At 72.2% G+C, this 16,970-nt stretch carries 14 protein-coding genes and 2 tRNA genes; 13 read left to right on the top strand and 3 right to left on the bottom strand.

Annotated features, from left to right (window positions below):
* Positions 1 to 33 precede the first annotated feature (33 nt).
* The 3 genes from ACFYZZ_RS12700 to ACFYZZ_RS12690 all read left to right on the top strand — a co-directional run bounded on the left by ACFYZZ_RS12700 (position 34) and on the right by ACFYZZ_RS12690 (position 759).
* Positions 34 to 106: transfer RNA gene (locus tag ACFYZZ_RS12700), tRNA-Ala, on the top strand.
* Between the two features lie 242 nt (positions 107 to 348).
* Complete coding sequence (locus tag ACFYZZ_RS12695) at positions 349 to 522, top strand: hypothetical protein (RefSeq protein ID WP_386571858.1); 174 nt, start codon at positions 349 to 351, stop codon at positions 520 to 522.
* 3 nt (positions 523 to 525) lie between these two features.
* Positions 526 to 759: a hypothetical protein gene (locus tag ACFYZZ_RS12690; RefSeq protein ID WP_386571860.1), complete on the top strand. Its 234-nt coding sequence runs from the start codon at positions 526 to 528 to the stop codon at positions 757 to 759.
* On the opposite strand, the gene ACFYZZ_RS12685 is transcribed toward ACFYZZ_RS12690, so the two are convergent.
* The gene (locus ACFYZZ_RS12685; RefSeq protein ID WP_389174543.1) at positions 738 to 1,961 is read right to left on the bottom strand and encodes a glycosyltransferase 87 family protein; all 1,224 of its coding nucleotides are present in this window, start codon (positions 1,959 to 1,961) and stop codon (positions 738 to 740) included. The two genes, ACFYZZ_RS12690 and ACFYZZ_RS12685, sit on opposite strands and share 22 nt — an antisense overlap.
* 114 nt (positions 1,962 to 2,075) lie before the next feature.
* Here ACFYZZ_RS12685 and ACFYZZ_RS12680 point away from each other — a divergent pair.
* Positions 2,076 to 2,148, top strand: a tRNA-Ala gene (locus ACFYZZ_RS12680).
* A 114-nt stretch (positions 2,149 to 2,262) separates the two neighbouring features.
* Here ACFYZZ_RS12680 and ACFYZZ_RS12675 read toward each other — a convergent pair.
* Positions 2,263 to 3,873, bottom strand: a complete 1,611-nt coding sequence (locus ACFYZZ_RS12675) for an NADH-ubiquinone oxidoreductase-F iron-sulfur binding region domain-containing protein (RefSeq protein WP_386571863.1) — start codon at positions 3,871 to 3,873, stop codon at positions 2,263 to 2,265.
* Positions 3,870 to 5,162, bottom strand: coding sequence for a cytochrome b/b6 domain-containing protein (locus tag ACFYZZ_RS12670; protein WP_389174538.1), 1,293 nt, complete (start codon positions 5,160 to 5,162; stop codon positions 3,870 to 3,872). Before ACFYZZ_RS12670 ends, ACFYZZ_RS12675 begins: the two co-directional genes overlap by 4 nt.
* A 416-nt stretch (positions 5,163 to 5,578) precedes the next feature.
* Between ACFYZZ_RS12670 and leuS the strand changes: the two genes are divergently transcribed.
* The 9 genes from leuS to ACFYZZ_RS12625 all read left to right on the top strand — a co-directional run bounded on the left by leuS (position 5,579) and on the right by ACFYZZ_RS12625 (position 16,800).
* Positions 5,579 to 8,455 (top strand): leucine--tRNA ligase, encoded by a 2,877-nt coding sequence (gene leuS / locus ACFYZZ_RS12665; protein WP_389174536.1) that lies wholly within the window; start codon positions 5,579 to 5,581, stop codon positions 8,453 to 8,455.
* Between the two features lie 181 nt (positions 8,456 to 8,636).
* A complete protein-coding gene (locus ACFYZZ_RS12660) occupies positions 8,637 to 9,377 on the top strand; it encodes a hypothetical protein (protein WP_389174533.1) in 741 nt (246 codons plus the stop codon).
* A gap of 72 nt (positions 9,378 to 9,449) precedes the next feature.
* Positions 9,450 to 10,295 (top strand): DegV family protein, encoded by an 846-nt coding sequence (locus tag ACFYZZ_RS12655; protein ID WP_389174530.1) that lies wholly within the window; start codon positions 9,450 to 9,452, stop codon positions 10,293 to 10,295.
* A 121-nt stretch (positions 10,296 to 10,416) separates the two neighbouring features.
* Entirely contained in the window at positions 10,417 to 11,514 is a 1,098-nt protein-coding gene (locus ACFYZZ_RS12650) for a helix-hairpin-helix domain-containing protein (protein ID WP_389174527.1), read from the top strand.
* Positions 11,511 to 14,039 carry a ComEC/Rec2 family competence protein gene (locus tag ACFYZZ_RS12645; protein ID WP_389174525.1) on the top strand — a complete coding sequence of 843 codons (2,529 nt, stop codon included), beginning with the start codon at positions 11,511 to 11,513 and terminating at the stop codon, positions 14,037 to 14,039. The genes ACFYZZ_RS12650 and ACFYZZ_RS12645 overlap by 4 nt, the downstream gene beginning before the upstream one ends.
* Before the next feature lie 28 nt (positions 14,040 to 14,067).
* A complete protein-coding gene (locus ACFYZZ_RS12640) occupies positions 14,068 to 14,907 on the top strand; it encodes an arylamine N-acetyltransferase (protein WP_389174522.1) in 840 nt (279 codons plus the stop codon).
* Between the two features lie 72 nt (positions 14,908 to 14,979).
* Complete coding sequence (locus ACFYZZ_RS12635; protein ID WP_386571875.1) at positions 14,980 to 15,225, top strand: hypothetical protein; 246 nt, start codon at positions 14,980 to 14,982, stop codon at positions 15,223 to 15,225.
* 86 nt (positions 15,226 to 15,311) lie between these two features.
* The gene (holA, locus tag ACFYZZ_RS12630) at positions 15,312 to 16,301 is read left to right on the top strand and encodes a DNA polymerase III subunit delta (RefSeq protein WP_386571876.1); all 990 of its coding nucleotides are present in this window, start codon (positions 15,312 to 15,314) and stop codon (positions 16,299 to 16,301) included.
* Between the two features lie 103 nt (positions 16,302 to 16,404).
* The gene (locus ACFYZZ_RS12625) at positions 16,405 to 16,800 is read left to right on the top strand and encodes a nuclear transport factor 2 family protein (protein ID WP_386571877.1); all 396 of its coding nucleotides are present in this window, start codon (positions 16,405 to 16,407) and stop codon (positions 16,798 to 16,800) included.
* The last annotated feature ends 170 nt before the right edge of the window (positions 16,801 to 16,970 follow it).

Raw genomic sequence — 16,970 nt, 5'->3', positions numbered from 1 at the left:
GGATAAGACATGCGGCTCCGCCGCGTGGCACCAGGGGCTATAGCTCAGTTGGTAGAGCGCCTGCATGGCATGCAGGAGGTCAGGAGTTCAATTCTCCTTAGCTCCACAGTGACGAAGATCCCGTCCCTCCAAGGGGCGGGATCTTCTGCTACTTCCGGGCAGTACTTTCCTGGCAGATGACCACCTCAGGCTTGAGTCACTCGTGGCCCTGCGCTCGTATCCCTCCGTGGAGGCGCCCGCGCCGAGACCCGTGTCCGGACTGGTACTGAGGCGTCGCTGACCGTATTGGTCCGGCCGTGGCAGAATCAAACGGCCGGAAGGGGACGCGGCCCGACGGGAGGAGTAGCGATGCCTGCGAGCATCCTTGAGGAGGGCGGCCACCTCCTCGGTGCGGCGTTGATACGGGACACGGCAACCCGGCTCAGCTGCCCTTCCTGCGGTTCCGCGCGTGTCGCCCAGGTTCTCGGGGACAACGGCGGAATCTCCTACGTGTGCACGGCCTGCGGCCACAGCTGGAGCTGATCGATGGGTGCACACAGGCGAAGGTGCGACTGGTGCGGCAGCGGTACGCCGATCGTCCGGGACATGGAACCGATCAACCCCGACTACCAGTACTGGTGCGAGGAATGCGCGCGGGCGCTGATCATAAAAGGCGACCCGATCGAGACCTACCGCGAGCTGGAGGGCGAGCCGATCTACGGCCGGCTGCTCGAGGAGCACTGCACGCTCAAGAGGTTCTACTCCTTCGTGACCGCCTGACGCGCCGCTGACCGCGGCCGCGGGCTCGGCAACGATGTCCGGGCCAGCGCGAGGAACAGTGCGACGGACCCTCCGTAGAGAGCCGACAGTGTCAACTGGATGCCCGTCTGATGCAGTTCGGGCCGTCCCGGGCCGTGCGGCACCCACCACGGGGCGTACGAGCAGAAGACCAGCGCCGTGCCCAGGGCGGCCGCCCGGTGTCCGCGCGTCCACAGCAGCAGCACCACGGGCACGCACCACACCCAGTGGTGCGTCCACGACACCGGACTGATCAGCAGTGCCGTGACCGCGCAGGTGCACACCGCCCAGGGCCGCATCCCCCGCAACTCCGCCGTCACCGCCGTCGCGAGCCCCAGGACGGCCGCCACGGCCGCGGCGGCGACCCAGAGGGCCCCCGGGTCGGGTGTGTGCAGCAGACGGGCCAGAACGCCGCGCAGGGCCTGGTTCGCGGTGTCCTCGACGTGCCCGGCCCGGTCCGCGCGGAACACCGTGTCCGTCCAGAACCGCCACGAGTCGTACGGCAGCGCGGCCGCCGCGAGCAGCGTCGCCCCGGCGAACGCGGCGGCGGCCCCGCGCGCGTGCCGCAGCCAGGGCCGGCCCTCCCCGCCCCCGAGCCGGGCCACGACACCCGTGGCGAGCAGGAACGCCGGGAACAGCGCGGGGGTCAGCTTGACCGCTGCGGCGAGCCCGAGCCCCGCCCCGGCCAGACGGCCGTACCCACTGGCGGGGCGACGGGTCAGATCCCACAGCACCAGGGCGGCCAGCAGCAGGTTGACCTGGCCGTAGCGCAGCGTCGTCCACACCGGCTCGCACCAGACGGCCACCGCCGCGACCCAGCAGACGCTCTCCGCGCGCGCGTGGCCGACGAGTTTCAGCGACAGCCGTACGAACACCACGAGCAGGGCGAGATTCCCCGCCGTCGCCAACATCCGCAGCGTCAGGGGGTCCGGCAGGGTCAGCGCGGTGAACAGCAGGGCCGCGAACGGCGGGTAGGTGGAGGGCAGGTGCGCGGCGGTCGCCCGCAGCGCGTACAGGTCGCCTCCCGCGCGGACGGCGGCCCCCTCGGCCCGGTACACCATCAGGTCGATCATCGTCACGTGCGCGGCCCGCTGTGCCAGCCAGAACGCCGTGAACGACACCAGGCACGCACCCACGGCCACCGGCACCCGGCGCCGGGCTCCGGCGAACGCGATCAGGGTCACGAAAGCAGACATTAGCTCCCGTACAAGGGCAGAGCGGAAATCGATTTGGTGCTGCACCCCAGGGACCGTGTAATGTTGGCGTCGCCGCCGGGGAAACCGGGCGGAACAAGGCAAGGGGCTATAGCTCAGTTGGTAGAGCGCCTGCATGGCATGCAGGAGGTCAGGAGTTCAATTCTCCTTAGCTCCACAGAAGTCGAAGGCGGACCATCCGAACGGATGGTCCGCCTTCGGCGTGTTCTGCACTATTTCCGAGGCAGGCCGATGGCGGTCACCCGAGCCGGGTGACCGCCATCGGTTTCGCTCAGCGTCCGAGGGCGCGGCGGCCGCGGCCCTGGGACAGGACGGGCAGGTTGCGCGAGGGCGCCTGCCCGCGCGTGTCCTCCTCGATGCGCAGCGCCAGCGCCGGGCAGCGGCGCACCGCGCGCAGTGCCTTCGCCTCCGCGTAGCGCGGCACCTGTGCCTGCGCCACGGTCGGGAAACCGTCCGCGCCCAGTTCGAAGACCTCCGGGAGGATGTCGGCGCACAGACCGTGGCCCCGGCACAGCGTCCAGTCGACGTAGATCTTCTGGCGGCTGGAGCCGCTCTCCTCGGCCTCTGAGCCGCCCGGGATGCCCGCAGGGGCCCTGCCTCCCTCGAAGAGCGGCAGAACGCCCTCCACGGGCCGTCCGCAGCCGTTTCCGAGGACGTGCGCGGCCAGGTCGTCGGTGAACGCCTTGATGGTCGACTCCAGGAACATCGCGGAGCCGTCGGGGTGCGAACACGCCCCGCGCCGCTTCACGTTCTTCGCGACCTGCTTCAGCGCCTCCAGGGCGGCGGGTCCGCCGCCGTTGAGGATGTCCTCCATACCGCGCGCGGCGGCGGGCAGTCCGAGATAGCAGGGACCGCACTGGCCGGCGCTCTCCTCGGCCAGCCACTGGGCCACCCGCAGCGACTCGCCCAGCGGGCAGGTCTCCTGAGTGATCGGCAGGATCGCGCCCGCGCCCAGCGCACCGCCCACCGCGTCCAGGGAGTTGCGGGAGACGATCGCCTCGTTGACCGTGGCCGCGTCGATCCACTTGCCGTGGTAGCCGCCGGTCAGCACGCCCTGCGGCACCGGCGGGGCGCCGGCCAGCTGCAGGACGTAGCGCAGCGGCACGCCCGTCGGGACCTCCAGCACCATCGGGCGGGCGACCGCGCCGGAGACCGTCAGCATGACGGTGCCCGGCTCGTCGTACAGACCGGTGTTGCCGTAGCGCTCGGGGCCGATGCGGGCGGCGATGGCCAGCTGCGCGAACGTCTCCGCGTTCGACAGCAGGGTGGGCGCCCCGCCGACGCCGGACTGCGAGGCGCTGATCTTGCGGCCGGGCGGGATCGCCGGGCCGCCGTCGACCGAGCGGATCAGCGACGCGGCTGCGCCGGTGACCATGCGCACGGGGTTGCGCTGCACCCACGCGCGCAGTGCCGATCTGCGGCTGTTGCTCAGGCCGCGCTCGGCGAGCGCGGCCTCCATGGAGCGCTGGGTGGACTCCCGGGTGACCCCGATCACGAGCGTGCGGGCGCCGAGGGCCTCGGCGCACAGCAGGGCGCCGTCCAGGATGAGGTGCGGGGCACGGTTGATGAGCACCGTGTCCTTGCGGCAGGCCGGCTCGTCCTCACTGCCGTTGACGACGACGACCGGCCGCACCCCCCGCTTGATGGCGGACTCGGCGACCGATCGCAGCTTCTTGTGAAAGGGGAAGCCCGCGCCGCCGCGGCCCTTGAGGTTGATGGCCTCGGCGAGTTGGGCGAGCTTCTCGCCGCTCAGCGGGTCGAGCGGCCCGTGCACCTTCAGATGCATGGGCAGGTCGAGCCGCTCCACAAGGTCGAAGCCCGACGTGAGCTGCGGAAGTCCGACCACGCGGACTTCGGGTACGTCGGGCAGGGCCTCGTTCACCTATAGCCTCCGGAAGGCGTGTTCCAAGGTTCGCCCGAACCCGGCGTCTCGTACGAGGTGCCGGGGTTTGGTTCTGTGGCGGGACCGCTGTTGAACGTGTCACCCGAGTTGTACGTGCCATAGAGGTTGTTCGGTTCACCGGTGTCGTACATGTCACTTCCGCCGTATCCACCGGTGCCCGAATTGCCGTAGACCGGGATGGTGTATCCCGTGTCCTGGAGCGGGTCGTACGCCGACGGCGGGGCCTCGCCGACCGGCGGCGGGGACGGGATCGGCCAGTTCCCCGAGGTGCTGGACGGGCCGTCCACGCGCGGCATCGCCTCCGTGGCCTGCAGATCCAGCGGCAGGTCCATGCGTGTGGTCTGGCCGGCCGCGTACGACTGCTGCTGGGGTCCCGGAGTGGACACCGCGCGGTAGGCCGCCGCGAAGCCGGACGCGGGCTCGGGTGCCGGGCTCGCGGGGGTCTGGTACAGCGACGAGGCGGCGGGGGCCGGCCTCTCGGCCGGCGCGGCCTTCGGCTCGCGTCGGCCCTCGAAGCCCTGCGGGCCGGACTCGGTGACCCGGGAGCGGCTCGCCTCCAGGCCCTCGAGGCCCTGCCGCTCCTCGGTGCCGATGAGTGCGACGATCCGGTCGGCGACCTTGCGCTTGAACGGGCGCGGCGCGGCCCGCAGCGCGAGCGCGGCCATGATGCCGACCAGGCACAACTCGTACGAGATCATGAAGAACGGTTTCGCGGCGCGCCCCGCGAACAGGCCGTGGATCAGCGCCGCGCACAGGGCCGGGTAGGCCAGCATGTGCATGGCGCGCCAGCGCGCCGCCACCGGGGCCGGGGAGGCGAACTGGTTGCGCAGCGCGCCGGTGACACCCACGAAGATCATGAGCAGGGCGGCCAGCGAGCCGAGGCCGATCAGCCCCCCGCTGCCCGCGACGCCGAGGCTGAAGGGGATCAGCGCGGCGATCAGGACGGTGTGTCCCAGAGCCAGCTTGATCGTGATGTGCACCAGGAGGAACGCGATCGAGGCCACCGCGAGCACCCGGTGGATGGCTTGGGCGACGATCCGCTGACGGGTGTTGAGGATGAGCCGGTCCTGCGTGACCAGACCCCAGATCACCGAACAGGTGAGGCTGACGAGCGACAGGACGCCCGCACCGAAGTTCAGGAAGTCCTGGAGCCAGCCGCCTCCGTACACCACAACCACGGGTATGAGCAGCAGGACGACAGCAGTCGCCACCCCATAGGCCGACCGGCCCGGTTTGGGGAGTGAGCTGTTACTACGACGAGGGTTCATGGGGGCAACTCCGAGCAGTTTCGGGAAGGCGGTCCCGCTGCCGAACTCTAGGTGGCGCCATACCGATCAGTACGAGGTTTGAGTTATTGCGTTGTTATCAAAGGACAATGTGACCGTGCCGATGCCCTTTAGTGGGTGTTACGCGAAGTAATCTTTGACCTTCGTTCAGTTCTGGTCGGGTTCGTGGCATGTCCACATGGCATACGGACGTTCGTCGCCGCTTGCTCAAGGGCTGCGGTACCCTAGCGCCATGCGTGCCGTACGCCTTCTGCTTAGCGGGCCGCGCTGATCAGTACCGACCCCCGGTCGAGCCGGGCGGGTCGGCATCGGCGCGGCGTCCCCTCCTGTGCGAGGGGTTTTTTCGTTTCTCAAGGACACAGCCGCAGGCAGAGACGATCGATGGAGCTTTGAGGATCATGAGCGAGACGAACCCCGCTGCCCCCGCCGAGGTGGCCGCGCCGCACCGCTACACGGCCGCCCTGGCTGCCGAGATCGAGGCACGCTGGCAGGACTTCTGGGACGTCGACGGCACCTACGCGGCGCCGAACCCGAAGGGCGACCTGGCCGGCGACCCCGAGCTGGTCGCCAAGCCCAAGAAGTTCATCATGGACATGTTCCCGTACCCCTCGGGTACGGGCCTGCACGTCGGTCACCCCCTGGGCTACATCGCCACCGATGTCTACGCCCGCTTCCAGCGCATGACCGGCCACAACGTCCTGCACACCCTGGGCTTCGACGCCTTCGGCCTGCCCGCCGAGCAGCACGCCGTGGCGACCGGCGAGCACCCCCGCGTCACCACCGAGGCGGCCATCAACAACATGAAGTCCCAGCTGCGCCGGCTGGGCCTGGGCCACGACAAGCGCCGGTCGTTCGCCACGATCGACCCGGACTACTACAAGTGGACCCAGTGGATCTTCCTGCAGATCTTCAACTCCTGGTACGACGACGAGGCCCGCAAGGCCCGCCCGATCGCCGAGCTGATCGCCCAGTTCGAGTCCGGTGAGCGCGCCGTACCGGGCGACCACGGGCGCGGTTGGAACCAGCTGACCGCCACCGAGCGCGCCGACGTCCTGGGCGAGTACCGCCTGGCCTACGCCTCCGACTCGCCCGTCAACTGGTGCCCCGGCCTGGGCACCGTGCTGGCCAACGAGGAGGTCACCGCCGACGGCCGCTCCGAGCGCGGCAACTACCCGGTCTTCAAGGCCAAGCTGCGCCAGTGGAACATGCGCATCACCGCCTATGCGGACCGGCTGCTGGAGGACCTGGCGGAGCTGGACTGGCCCGAGGCCATCAAGCTGCAGCAGCGCAACTGGATCGGCCGCAGCGAGGGCGCCCGCGTCGACTTCCCGATCGACGGCGAGCGCATCACGGTCTTCACCACCCGCCCGGACACCCTGTTCGGCGCGACCTACATGGTGCTGGCCCCCGAGCACCCGCTGGTCGACAAGTTCACCCCGGCCGCCTGGCCGGAGGGCACCCACGACGTGTGGACCGGCGGCCACGCCACCCCGGCCGAGGCCGTCGCCGCCTACCGCGCGCAGGCCGCCTCGAAGTCCGACGTCGAGCGCCAGGCCGAGGCCAAGGACAAGACCGGCGTCTTCGTCGGCGCGTACGCGACCAACCCGGTCAACGGCGACCGGATCCCGGTCTTCATCGCCGACTACGTCCTGATGGGCTACGGCACCGGCGCGATCATGGCCGTCCCGGCGGGCGACCAGCGCGACTTCGAGTTCGCGCGCGCCTTCGAGCTGCCGATCCACTGCATCGTCGAGCCGACCGACGGCCGGGGCACCGACACCTCGACGTGGGAGGACGCCTTCGGGTCGTACGACGCGAAGATCATCAACTCCGCCAACGACGAGATCTCCCTGGACGGCCTGCCCGTCGCCGAGGCCAAGGCGCGCGTCACCGAGTGGCTGGCGCGCAAGGGCATCGGCGAGGGCACCGTCAACTTCCGCCTGCGCGACTGGCTGTTCAGCCGCCAGCGCTACTGGGGCGAGCCCTTCCCGATCGTCTACGACGAGGACGGCATCGCCCACGCGCTGCCCGAGTCGATGCTGCCGCTGGAGCTGCCGGAGGTCGAGGACTACTCGCCGCGCACCTTCGACCCGGACGACGCCGACACCCAGCCCGAGACGCCGCTGTCGCGCAACGAGGAGTGGGTCAACGTCACCCTGGACCTGGGCGACGGGCCGAAGAAGTACCGCCGCGAGACCAACACCATGCCCAACTGGGCCGGTTCCTGCTGGTACGAGCTGCGCTACCTGGACCCGCACAACGGCGAGAAGCTGGTCGACCCCGACATCGAGCAGTACTGGATGGGCCCGCGCGAGGGCCAGCCGCACGGCGGTGTCGACCTGTACGTCGGCGGCGCCGAGCACGCCGTGCTGCACCTGCTGTACGCGCGCTTCTGGTCCAAGGTCCTGTACGACCTGGGGTACGTCTCCTCCGCTGAGCCGTTCCACAAGCTGTTCAACCAGGGCATGATCCAGGCCTTCGTCTACCGCGACAGCCGCGGCATCGCCGTGCCGGCCGCCGAGGTGGAGGAGCGCGACGGCGCGCACTACTACGAGGGCGAGCGGGTCACCCGGCTGCTGGGCAAGATGGGCAAGTCCCTGAAGAACGCGGTGACTCCGGACGAGATCGCCGCCGAGTACGGCGCGGACACGCTGCGCCTGTACGAGATGGCGATGGGCCCGCTGGACGTCTCCCGGCCCTGGGACACGCGTGCGGTGGTCGGCCAGTTCCGGCTGCTGCAGCGGCTGTGGCGCAACATCGTCGACGAGAACACCGGCGAGGTCACCGTCACCGACGCCGAGCCCGACGAGGACACGCTGCGTGCCCTGCACAAGGCGATCGACGGCGTGCGCCAGGACCTGGAGGGCCTGCGCTTCAACACCGCCATCGCCAAGGTCACCGAGCTGAACAACCACCTGACCAAGGGCGGTGGCGCCCTGCCGCGGTCGGTCGCCGAGCCGCTGGTCCTGCTGGTCGCCCCGCTGTCCCCGCACATCGCCGAGGAGCTGTGGCGCAAGCTGGGCCACACCGACTCGGTCGTCCACCAGGACTTCCCGGTCGCCGACCCGCGGTACGTGGTGGACGAGACCGTGACCTGCGTGGTCCAGATCAAGGGCAAGGTCAAGGCCCGCCTGGAGGTGCCGCCGGCCATCTCCGAGGAGGAGCTGGAGAAGGTGGCGCTGTCCGACGAGAAGGTCGTCGCGGCGCTGGACGGCGCGGGCATCCGCAAGGTGATCGTGCGGGCGCCGAAGCTGGTCAACATCGTTACGGCCTGAGACGACGTCTGAGCGGACATCCCAGTACCGGAACACCCGGGGTCCCGGGCGCCGGGGGAATCCGGCGTCGGGGTAGTCCCCTACGGGCAGGTTCGGGGTTTTTCTGGAACTCCGGGCCTGCCCGCTGCGTTTACCGTGGAGAACACAGCGGCTGTGCCGCATCCGGCGGAGGAGAAGCGTCATGGAAGCAGTGATCACCGTGTTCGCCCTGCTCTTCCTGCTCTTCGTCGGCCTCGGCGCCTTCGTCACGATCAAGGCGTTCGGCGCCGCCAAGCGCGGAGTGGACCGTACGATCGCGCAGGCCAGACGCACGGTCGAGGACCACACGCTGCGTGCCAAGTCCTTCGCCCAGGTCGGCCCGGCCGGGGAGATCGCCCAGCTGCGGCTCACGCTGCGCACCTCGATGCGCGCCACCCAGGAAGCCCTGCACGCGGGCGTGCCCGAGGACGAGTCGCTGAAGGAGTCCCTCGGCCTCTTCGAGCGGCTCAGCGTGCACGGCCGTGAGCTGGACGCCGACCTCAAGCGTCTGGAGTCCGAGCCGGACCGGGCCACGCTCGCCGCACGGCTGCCCGAGCTGCGCGGCCGCACCGAGCGCATCACCAAGTCCGCCGACTCCCTGCGCTGGGCCGCCCGCGACCGGGCCAGCCGCTTCTCCGAGGACGACCTGGACTCGCTCAGCGCCCAGATCGACGTCGAGGCCGGGGCTCTTCGCCACTGGACGCGGGACGAGCCCACTCCGGCACCCCCGCCGTGGCCCGACGCGCCGGCCGCCGCCGACGGCCCCGAGGCGCAGCAGCAGACCTGGCAGGAAACACCCGGCTCCCGCACCGCCGATGCGCCGGCGGCCCGGGCGATCACCCCGCCGGCACAGCGCCCTTCCTACCCCTGGGAGAAGAAGCCGCGCCCCGAGAGCACCACATGACCGGTCCGCTTCCGGACCGGCAGACAGGGGCTGGGCTGCCGCGCGAGCGCTACGGCAGGTAACCTCCAGCTCATGTCCCGCCATGTCGCTATCGTCACCGATTCAACGGCCTACCTGCCGCCGCGGACGATGGAGCGTCACGGCATCACAGCGGTGCCCCTGACCGTGGTCCTCGGCGACCAGGCGCTCGAAGAGGGCACCGAGATCTCGACCCGTTCCCTGGCCCAGGCGTTGCAGAAGCGGCGCCCGGTCACCACGTCCCGCCCCAGCCCCCAGATGTTCGCAGAGACCTACCGCAGGGTCGCCGAGTCCGGCGTGAGCGGCATCGTCTCCCTGCATCTGTCCGCCGAGCTGTCCGGCACCTACGACGCGGCGGTCCTCGCGGCGCGTGAGGCACCGGTGCCGGTGCGGGTGGTGGACACTGGGATGGTCGCGATGGCGCTGGGCTTCTGCGCGCTCGCCGCGGCCGAGGCCGCGGAGGCCGGCGGCACGGTGGACGAGGCCGTGACGGCGGCCGAGAAGCGGGCCGCGGGCACCTCCGCCTACTTCTACGTCGACACCCTCGACTATCTGCGTCGCGGCGGTCGCATCGGCGCCGCACAGGCCCTGCTCGGTTCCGCACTGGCCGTCAAGCCGCTGCTCCAGCTGGACGGTGGCCGCATCGAACTGCTGGAAAAGGTCCGTACGGCGTCCAAGGCCATCGCCCGCCTCGAGGAGATCGTGGCCGACCGGGCGGGCGGCGCCGAGGTCGACATCGCCGTCCACCATCTCGCCGCCCCCGAGCGGGCCGCCGCCCTCGCCGACCGGCTGCGGGAGCGCGTGCCCGGGCTGTCCGAGCTGCATGTCAGCGAAGTCGGGGCGGTGATCGGAGCGCACACCGGGCCCGGGCTGCTGGGAGCGGTCGTCTCGCCGCGCTGACACCCCCGTTTCCCGGGCTGCTGTCACTCGTGTGAGTGGTGGAGTTCTCCACAACCGGGCGGTAATCCCCGGGAATTGACCAAGATCATCGTGAAGTGGCGAGATGTTCCATCCTCGTCGCATGGCACTTCGATCACGCTCACGCACCGCCACCCCGACCAGCGGACCGGGCCGTGGCCCCACCTCCGACGGGCGCGTCCGCCACCATCCCGCCGACCGTCGCCGCGCCCGTCACCGCGTGCCCGCACCCGCGGATGAGCTGCGCCGCCGCGCGGAACTCCTCTTCGGCGAACGAGCCGTGCAGTGGCGGGACCCGGGGAACGCACCGCCACAGAGGCGGCAGTCGGCGCGTACGGCGATGGCGGTGGGGCCGGCGCCCGGGTTGAGGACGGGGTTGCTCGAATCCGCCGGGGCTCGCCTGCCGACCACCGAGCCGAGGCCGGCTGAAGCGCCCGACGAGCAACTGGCCGACCCGGCAGTTCATTCGGAGCCGACGGAGCCTGTAGTGCCGGGCCTGCGGGAGCGGGCCGGGCTCGCTCTGCGGGAGCGGTTGCCGGTGTGGTTGCAGGTGCGGTGCGGGGTGGAGCGGCGGGGAGTGGTCGCGCTCACCGTGGTGCTCGTGGTGGCCGCCGTGTTCGCCGTCCAGCACTTCTGGGCCGGGCGGACACAGACCGTGAGCCCTCCCCAAGTGGTGCGTGCCGAGACGCCGTTCGCCGGGAAGGAAGAGGACGCGAAGCCCGGTGGCGCCGTGAGCGCCTCGGCGAAGCCGGGCGGGGAGATCGTCGTCGACGTCAGCGGCAAGGTCCGCAGGCCCGGGATCCGGCGGCTGCCGGCCGGCTCGCGGGTGGCGGACGCGCTGCGGGCGGCGGGCGGGGTGCGGCCCGGTGCGAGGACCGAGGGGCTCAACCGGGCCCGCTTCCTGGTGGACGGCGAGCAGGTCCTGGTCGGCGCGACCGCCGGAGCGGCGGCCGGCCCGCCCGGGCCGGGCGGCGGTGCGGCTTCCGGACCGGCGGGGACGGGACCGGCTGCCCCGGTCTCCCTCAACACGGCGACCGCCGACCAGCTCGACACCCTGCCCGGAGTCGGCCCCGTGCTGGCCCAGCACATCATCGACTACCGCACCCGGCACGGCGGCTTCCGCTCGGTGGACGAGCTGCGCCAGGTCAACGGCATCGGCGCCCGCCGCTTCTCCGACCTGCGGACCATGGTGCAGCCATGAGCGCCCCCTCCGAGCAGCCGCCGCCGACCCCGACCGACCTCCGTCTGGTGCCCCCGGCACTCGCGGCCTGGGCGACAGCTGCCCTGGCCCTCGATGCTCCGCCGGGATGGAGTGCCGGCCTCTCTCTCGCCTGTGTGCTCGCCGGAGCAGTCCTGCTGTCGGCCCGGCGGTGGGGGAGACCGGTCGGGGTGTCCGTCCGGTTCGCCTGGGCCCGTGCCCCGGTCGCCGCCGTGCTCCTGTGCGTGGCCGCGGCCGCCGCCTCCGCCGGCCTGCACGGGGCGGATGTGCGACGCGGGCCGGTGCCCGAGCTGGCGCGGCGGTCCGCGACCGTGACCGCCGAGGTCGAGCTGACCGGCGACCCCTGGCTGAGCAGGCCACGGGTGCGGGGTGATCACGCGGCGCCCGTGGCGGTGCTGGTCAGGGCGGAGGTGCGGCGCGTGGCGGAGGGCGACGGGGCCGGGGTACGGACGCGGACTCCGGTGCTGATGGTCGTCGACACCGACGTGCCCGCGCCGCGCGCCCCTCCCACGGGGGACGCGACCGGAGTGCGGGGCACGAGCGGTGCGCGCCCGGGCTGGCTCGGGCTGCTGCCGTCCACCCGGCTGCGGGTGAACGCCCGGCTGGCGCCCGCCCTGACGGGCGGTGACCGGACAGCGGCCGTGCTGCGGGTGCGGAGCGAGCCCGTGCCGGAAGTCGTCGCGGGGCCGAGCGGGCCGCAGCGGCTGGCGGGCCGGCTCAGGGCCGGGTTGCGGGAGGCGACCGAAGGACTGCCGGCGGACGCCCGGGCGCTGCTTCCCGGGCTGGTCGTCGGCGACACCTCCCGGATCACACCCGAACTGGACGACGCCTTCAAGGAGACGGACCTGGCGCACACGCTCGCCGTCTCGGGCAGCAACCTCACGATCCTGCTCGCGTTGCTGATCGGGCCGCCCGGTCTCGCCCAGCGCGTCGAGCGCCGCGGACTCGCCCCGCGCCTGGGGCTATCGCTGCGGGCCACCGCCCTGCTCGCGGGAGCGCTCACGCTCGGCTTCGTGATCGTGTGCCGGCCCGACCCCAGCGTGCTGCGGGCCGCGGCCTGCGGGGCGGTCGCCCTGCTCGCCCTGGCGACGGGGCGCCGCAGATCCCTGGTCCCGGCGCTGGCCACGGCCGTCCTCCTGCTGGTGCTGTACGACCCCTGGCTGGCCCGCAGCTTCGGCTTCCTGCTCTCCGTGCTGGCCACCGGTGCGCTGCTCGTACTGGCGCCCGGCTGGAGCGAGGCGCTGCAGCGGCGCCGGGTGCCGGCCCGGCTCGCCGAGGGACTGGCCGCGGCCGCCGCCGCACAGGCCGTGTGCGCGCCGGTCGTCGCGGTGCTGTCGGCCCGGGTGAGTCTGGTGGCGGTGCCCTGCAACCTGCTGGCCGAGGTGGCGGTCGCGCCGGCCACCGTGCTGGGGTTCGCCGCGCTCGCCACGGCGCCGGTGGCGATGCCGGCGGCCAAGGTGCTGGCCTGGTGCGCCGGTTGGCCCGCCGGATGGATTGCGCAGATCGCCCGGACCGGGGCGGCGTTGCCCGGAGCGGGAGTGGACTGGCCGGGGAGCTGGCCCGGGGCGCTGCTGCTCACGGCGGTCACCGTGGCCGTCGTCGTGGCCGGCCGGCGCCTGCTGCGGCACCCCTGGTGGTGCGGTGCGCTCGGGGTACTGCTTCTTCTGGTGGTGGTGCGCCCGGCGCCGCTGACCCGGGTGATCACGGGCTGGCCGCCGCCGGGTTGGCGGTACGCGATGTGCGACGTCGGGCAGGGCGACGCGACCGTGCTGGCGGCCGGCGAGGGGGCCGGGGTGGTCGTGGACACCGGACCCGACCCCACGCTGGTCGACCACTGCCTGCGGGAGCTGGGCATCACCCGCATCCCCCTGGTCGTCCTGACCCACTTCCACGCCGACCACGTCACGGGGCTGCCCGGTGTCCTGCGGGGCCGCTCGGTGGCCGCGATCGAGACCACGGACTTCGAAGAACCGGCGGAGCAGGCCGAGTTCGTGAGAAGGGAGGCTGCCGAGCGGCACATCCCGCTCACCCGGGCCGTGGCCGGGGAGGAGCGCCGCAGCGGACCGCTGGCCTGGCGGGTGCTGTGGCCACCCGCCGCCCCGGCCCCGGGGCAGGCCTTGGTACCGGAGCCGGATGGACCGAACGACGCCAGTGTCGCCCTGCTCGTCCGGTCCGGCGGACTGCGGATGCTGCTTCTCGGGGACCTCGAACCCCCCGCTCAGCAGGCTCTGTTGCGCTCCCCGGCGGCGGCCCGGCTGGCGGGAGTGGACGTGCTGAAGGTGGCCCATCACGGCTCGGCCTATCAGGACCCGGACCTGATACGGCTGGCGGCCCCGCGGGTGGCGCTCATCTCCTGCGGCGCCGACAACCCCTACGGCCACCCGGCACCGGCGACCGTCGCCGCGCTGCGGGCCGGCGGGGCGGTGGTCCTGCGTACGGACCGGGACGGCGCGCTCGCGGTCGGCGGGGGCGGGACGGACGGGGAGGTGCGGGTGGCGAGAGAGTGAGGAGTGGGTGTTCGACCAGACTGGGTGCATGAACCCAGGACAAGCAGACGCCTACCTCCGCCGCCTCGGGGCCGCCCGCCCGCCGGGCCCCACCACCGAGGCCCTGCGCGAGCTGCACCTGCGCCATCTGCGGACCGTGCCCTTCGAGAACCTGTCCATTCACCTCGGCGAGGAGATCGTGCTGGAGGAGAAGCGGCTGCTGGACAAGGTGGTCGAGGGGCGGCGGGGCGGCTTCTGTTACGAACTCAACGGTCTGTTCGGGGCGTTGCTCGCCGCTCTCGGATACGAGGTCCAGCTGCTGGCGGGGCGGGTGTACGGGGACGAGGGGCGCCTCGGCATCCCGTACGACCATCTCGCGCTGCGGGTGCGGACGGCGGACGGCGGGGACTGGCTCGCCGACGTCGGGTTCGGGGCGCACAGCCACTATCCGCTGGCGTTCGCGGAACGCGGGGAGCAGCCGGATCCCGGCGGGACGTTCCGGGTGGCGGAGGCCGGCCCGGACCTCGCCGGAGTGCTCGGTGGCGGGGGCGACTCGGCCGCGGCCCCGGACCTGGACGTCGTACGGAACGGCAGGCCGCAGTACCGGCTGGAGACGCGGCCCCGCGCGCTCGGGGACTTCGCGGCCGGGGCCTGGTGGCACAGCACCTCGCCGCAGTCGCACTTCACCCGGTCCCTGGTGTGCTCACGGGTGACGGAGGACGGCGGGCGGATCACCCTCAGCGGCCGGGCGTTGACGACGACGGCCCCCGACGGGAAGAAGGAGACGACGGAACTGGGGACGGACGAGGAGGTGCTGGCGGTGTACCGGGACCGGTTCGAGATCGGGGTGAGCCGAGTGCCGGCCGTGCGGACTCGGAACGACCGATAGCGACTGACAACGACTGAATCGGAGGGGCTGACCGGGCCGTCAGGTGTGCGGCGGGTGCCGGAGAATGGGGCGGTGAGCGATGTGAGACACGTGCTGGTGCTGCCCGACCGCGATGCCGCCGAGGAGGCGGCCGAGGCGCTCGGGGAGCGCTTCGCCGTCGACGAGGAGCCCCAGCTCGTCCGGGACGCCCTGGCCGGCGAGGACGACGCGGAGGACGCCCAGTGGCTGCTGGTCCTGCACGACGAGGCCGGACGCCTGGACCCCGCCGAACTGGACGCCTTCGCGGGGGAGTGGGACGGCTGGCGCGAGGAGCCGTGACCCCGGGGCCGGCTGCGGGGACGGTCCGGGACCGGTCGGGGTGCGCGGCCGGTTCGTTGTCAGTGCCGCGTGGGATGCTGTAGGCGATGGCCAGGAAGACTGCGAATGACGACCCTCTCGCCCCGGTGACCCTTGCCGTGGGCCAGGAGGACCTCCTGCTCGACCGTGCCGTGCAGGAGGTGGTGGCCGCCGCAAAGGCCGCCGACGCCGACACGGACGTACGGGACCTGACCCCGGACCAGTTGCAGCCCGGCACGCTCGCCGAGCTGACGAGTCCCTCGCTCTTCGCCGAGCGCAAGGTCGTGGTCGTGCGCAACGCCCAGGATCTCTCGGCCGACACGGTCAAGGACGTGAAGGCGTACCTCGGGGCGCCCGCGGAGGAGATCACCCTCGTGCTGCTGCATGCGGGCGGTGTGAAGGGCAAGGGCCTGCTGGACGCCGCACGCAAGGCCGGGGCGCGGGAGGTGGCCTGCCCGAAGATGACCAAGCCGGCGGACCGGCTGGCGTTCGTGCGGGGCGAGTTCCGGGGGTTCGGGCGGTCGGCCACGCCCGAGGCGTGCCAGGCGCTGGTCGACGCGATCGGCAGCGACCTGCGCGAGCTGGCCTCGGCGGTGGCGCAGCTCGTCGCCGACGTGGAGGGGACGATCGACGAGGCCGTCGTCGGGCGGTACTACACCGGGCGGGCCGAGGCTTCCAGCTTCACGGTCGCCGACCGGGCGGTGGAGGGCCGTACGGCGGAGGCGCTGGAGGCGCTGCGGTGGTCGCTGGCCACCGGGGTGGCTCCGGTGATGATCACCAGCGCGCTGGCCCAGGGGGTGCGGGCGATCGGGAAGCTGTCGTCGGCACGCGGCGGCCGGCCCGCCGATCTCGCCCGCGAGCTGGGCATGCCGCCGTGGAAGATCGACCGTGTGCGCCAGCAGATGCGGGGCTGGACGCCCGACGGGGTGGCGGTGGCGCTCCGGGCGGTCGCCGAGGCCGACGCGGGCGTGAAGGGCGGCGGTGACGACCCCGAGTACGCGCTGGAGAAGGCGGTCGTGACGATCGCCCGCGCCGCGCGGTCCAGAGGGCGGGGCTGAGCCTTGGGGCCGGAGCGCTGATCCAGTCGCCCGGTGGCCGGCGGCGAGGAGAATCGGAGCTGTCAGCCGTACATCGCCGAAATGCTGGAAGGTGGCGATCGCCATGGCTGAACATCCGCACGCAGCCCTGGTCCGTAAGGGTTACGACGCCTTCTTCCGAGCCGACATGGACGCCCTGCGGGAGCTGATGACGGCGGACGTGACCTATCACGCGCCCGGCAGTCATCCGCTCTCCGGCGACTTCAAGGGCCGGGAAGCCGTGATCAAGATGTACGGCCGGCTCTTCCAGGACAGCGGCGGCAGTCTGCGCGTCGAGCTGCGCAGCGTGTTCGTCGACGGCCGGGGGCATGTCGTGGCCCTGCACCACGTCACCGCGGAGCGCGGGGAAAAGCGCTACGGGGAGGACGGATGCCTGGTCTTCCGGATCGTCGGGGACAAGATCACCGACATCGACGAGTGCGTACCGGACATCGACAGGGACAACGCCTTCTGGTCGTGACGCGAAGGCCCGGGGCGGTCATGCCGAAGGCCCCGCCGCCCACCCTGGGGAAGGGAGGGCACGGGGCCTCGGACCAAGCTGCGAGCCCGTTCCCGCGTGGCGAACGCAGGCCGCGAACAGGCTCTGGGGTGCCGGACGGGAGCGGATGAGAGAGGGCCCGCTCTGGGTCC

Origin of the sequence: Streptomyces sp. NPDC001816 (assembly GCF_042892235.1) — a bacterium.
In the GTDB taxonomy this organism is placed as follows: Bacteria; Actinomycetota; Actinomycetes; order Streptomycetales; family Streptomycetaceae; genus Streptomyces.
Note: the sequence above shows the minus strand (reverse complement) of the source record. Positions and strands in the feature narration are given on the sequence as shown.

Excerpts from the sequence above, each read along its gene's own strand:
- ACFYZZ_RS12625 (WP_386571877.1), top strand. The coding sequence starts at position 16,405 with ATGGCTGAACATCCGCACGCAGCCCTGGTCCGTAAGGGTTACGACGCC.
- ACFYZZ_RS12695 (WP_386571858.1), top strand. The coding sequence starts at position 349 with ATGCCTGCGAGCATCCTTGAGGAGGGCGGCCACCTCCTCGGTGCGGCG.
- ACFYZZ_RS12645 (WP_389174525.1), top strand. The coding sequence starts at position 11,511 with ATGAGCGCCCCCTCCGAGCAGCCGCCGCCGACCCCGACCGACCTCCGT.
- leuS (WP_389174536.1), top strand. The coding sequence starts at position 5,579 with ATGAGCGAGACGAACCCCGCTGCCCCCGCCGAGGTGGCCGCGCCGCAC.
- ACFYZZ_RS12670 (WP_389174538.1), bottom strand. The coding sequence starts at position 5,162 with ATGAACCCTCGTCGTAGTAACAGCTCACTCCCCAAACCGGGCCGGTCG.
- holA (WP_386571876.1), top strand. The coding sequence starts at position 15,312 with ATGGCCAGGAAGACTGCGAATGACGACCCTCTCGCCCCGGTGACCCTT.
- ACFYZZ_RS12650 (WP_389174527.1), top strand. The coding sequence starts at position 10,417 with ATGGCACTTCGATCACGCTCACGCACCGCCACCCCGACCAGCGGACCG.
- ACFYZZ_RS12660 (WP_389174533.1), top strand. The coding sequence starts at position 8,637 with ATGGAAGCAGTGATCACCGTGTTCGCCCTGCTCTTCCTGCTCTTCGTC.
- ACFYZZ_RS12690 (WP_386571860.1), top strand. The coding sequence starts at position 526 with ATGGGTGCACACAGGCGAAGGTGCGACTGGTGCGGCAGCGGTACGCCG.
- ACFYZZ_RS12640 (WP_389174522.1), top strand. The coding sequence starts at position 14,068 with ATGAACCCAGGACAAGCAGACGCCTACCTCCGCCGCCTCGGGGCCGCC.
- ACFYZZ_RS12655 (WP_389174530.1), top strand. The coding sequence starts at position 9,450 with ATGTCCCGCCATGTCGCTATCGTCACCGATTCAACGGCCTACCTGCCG.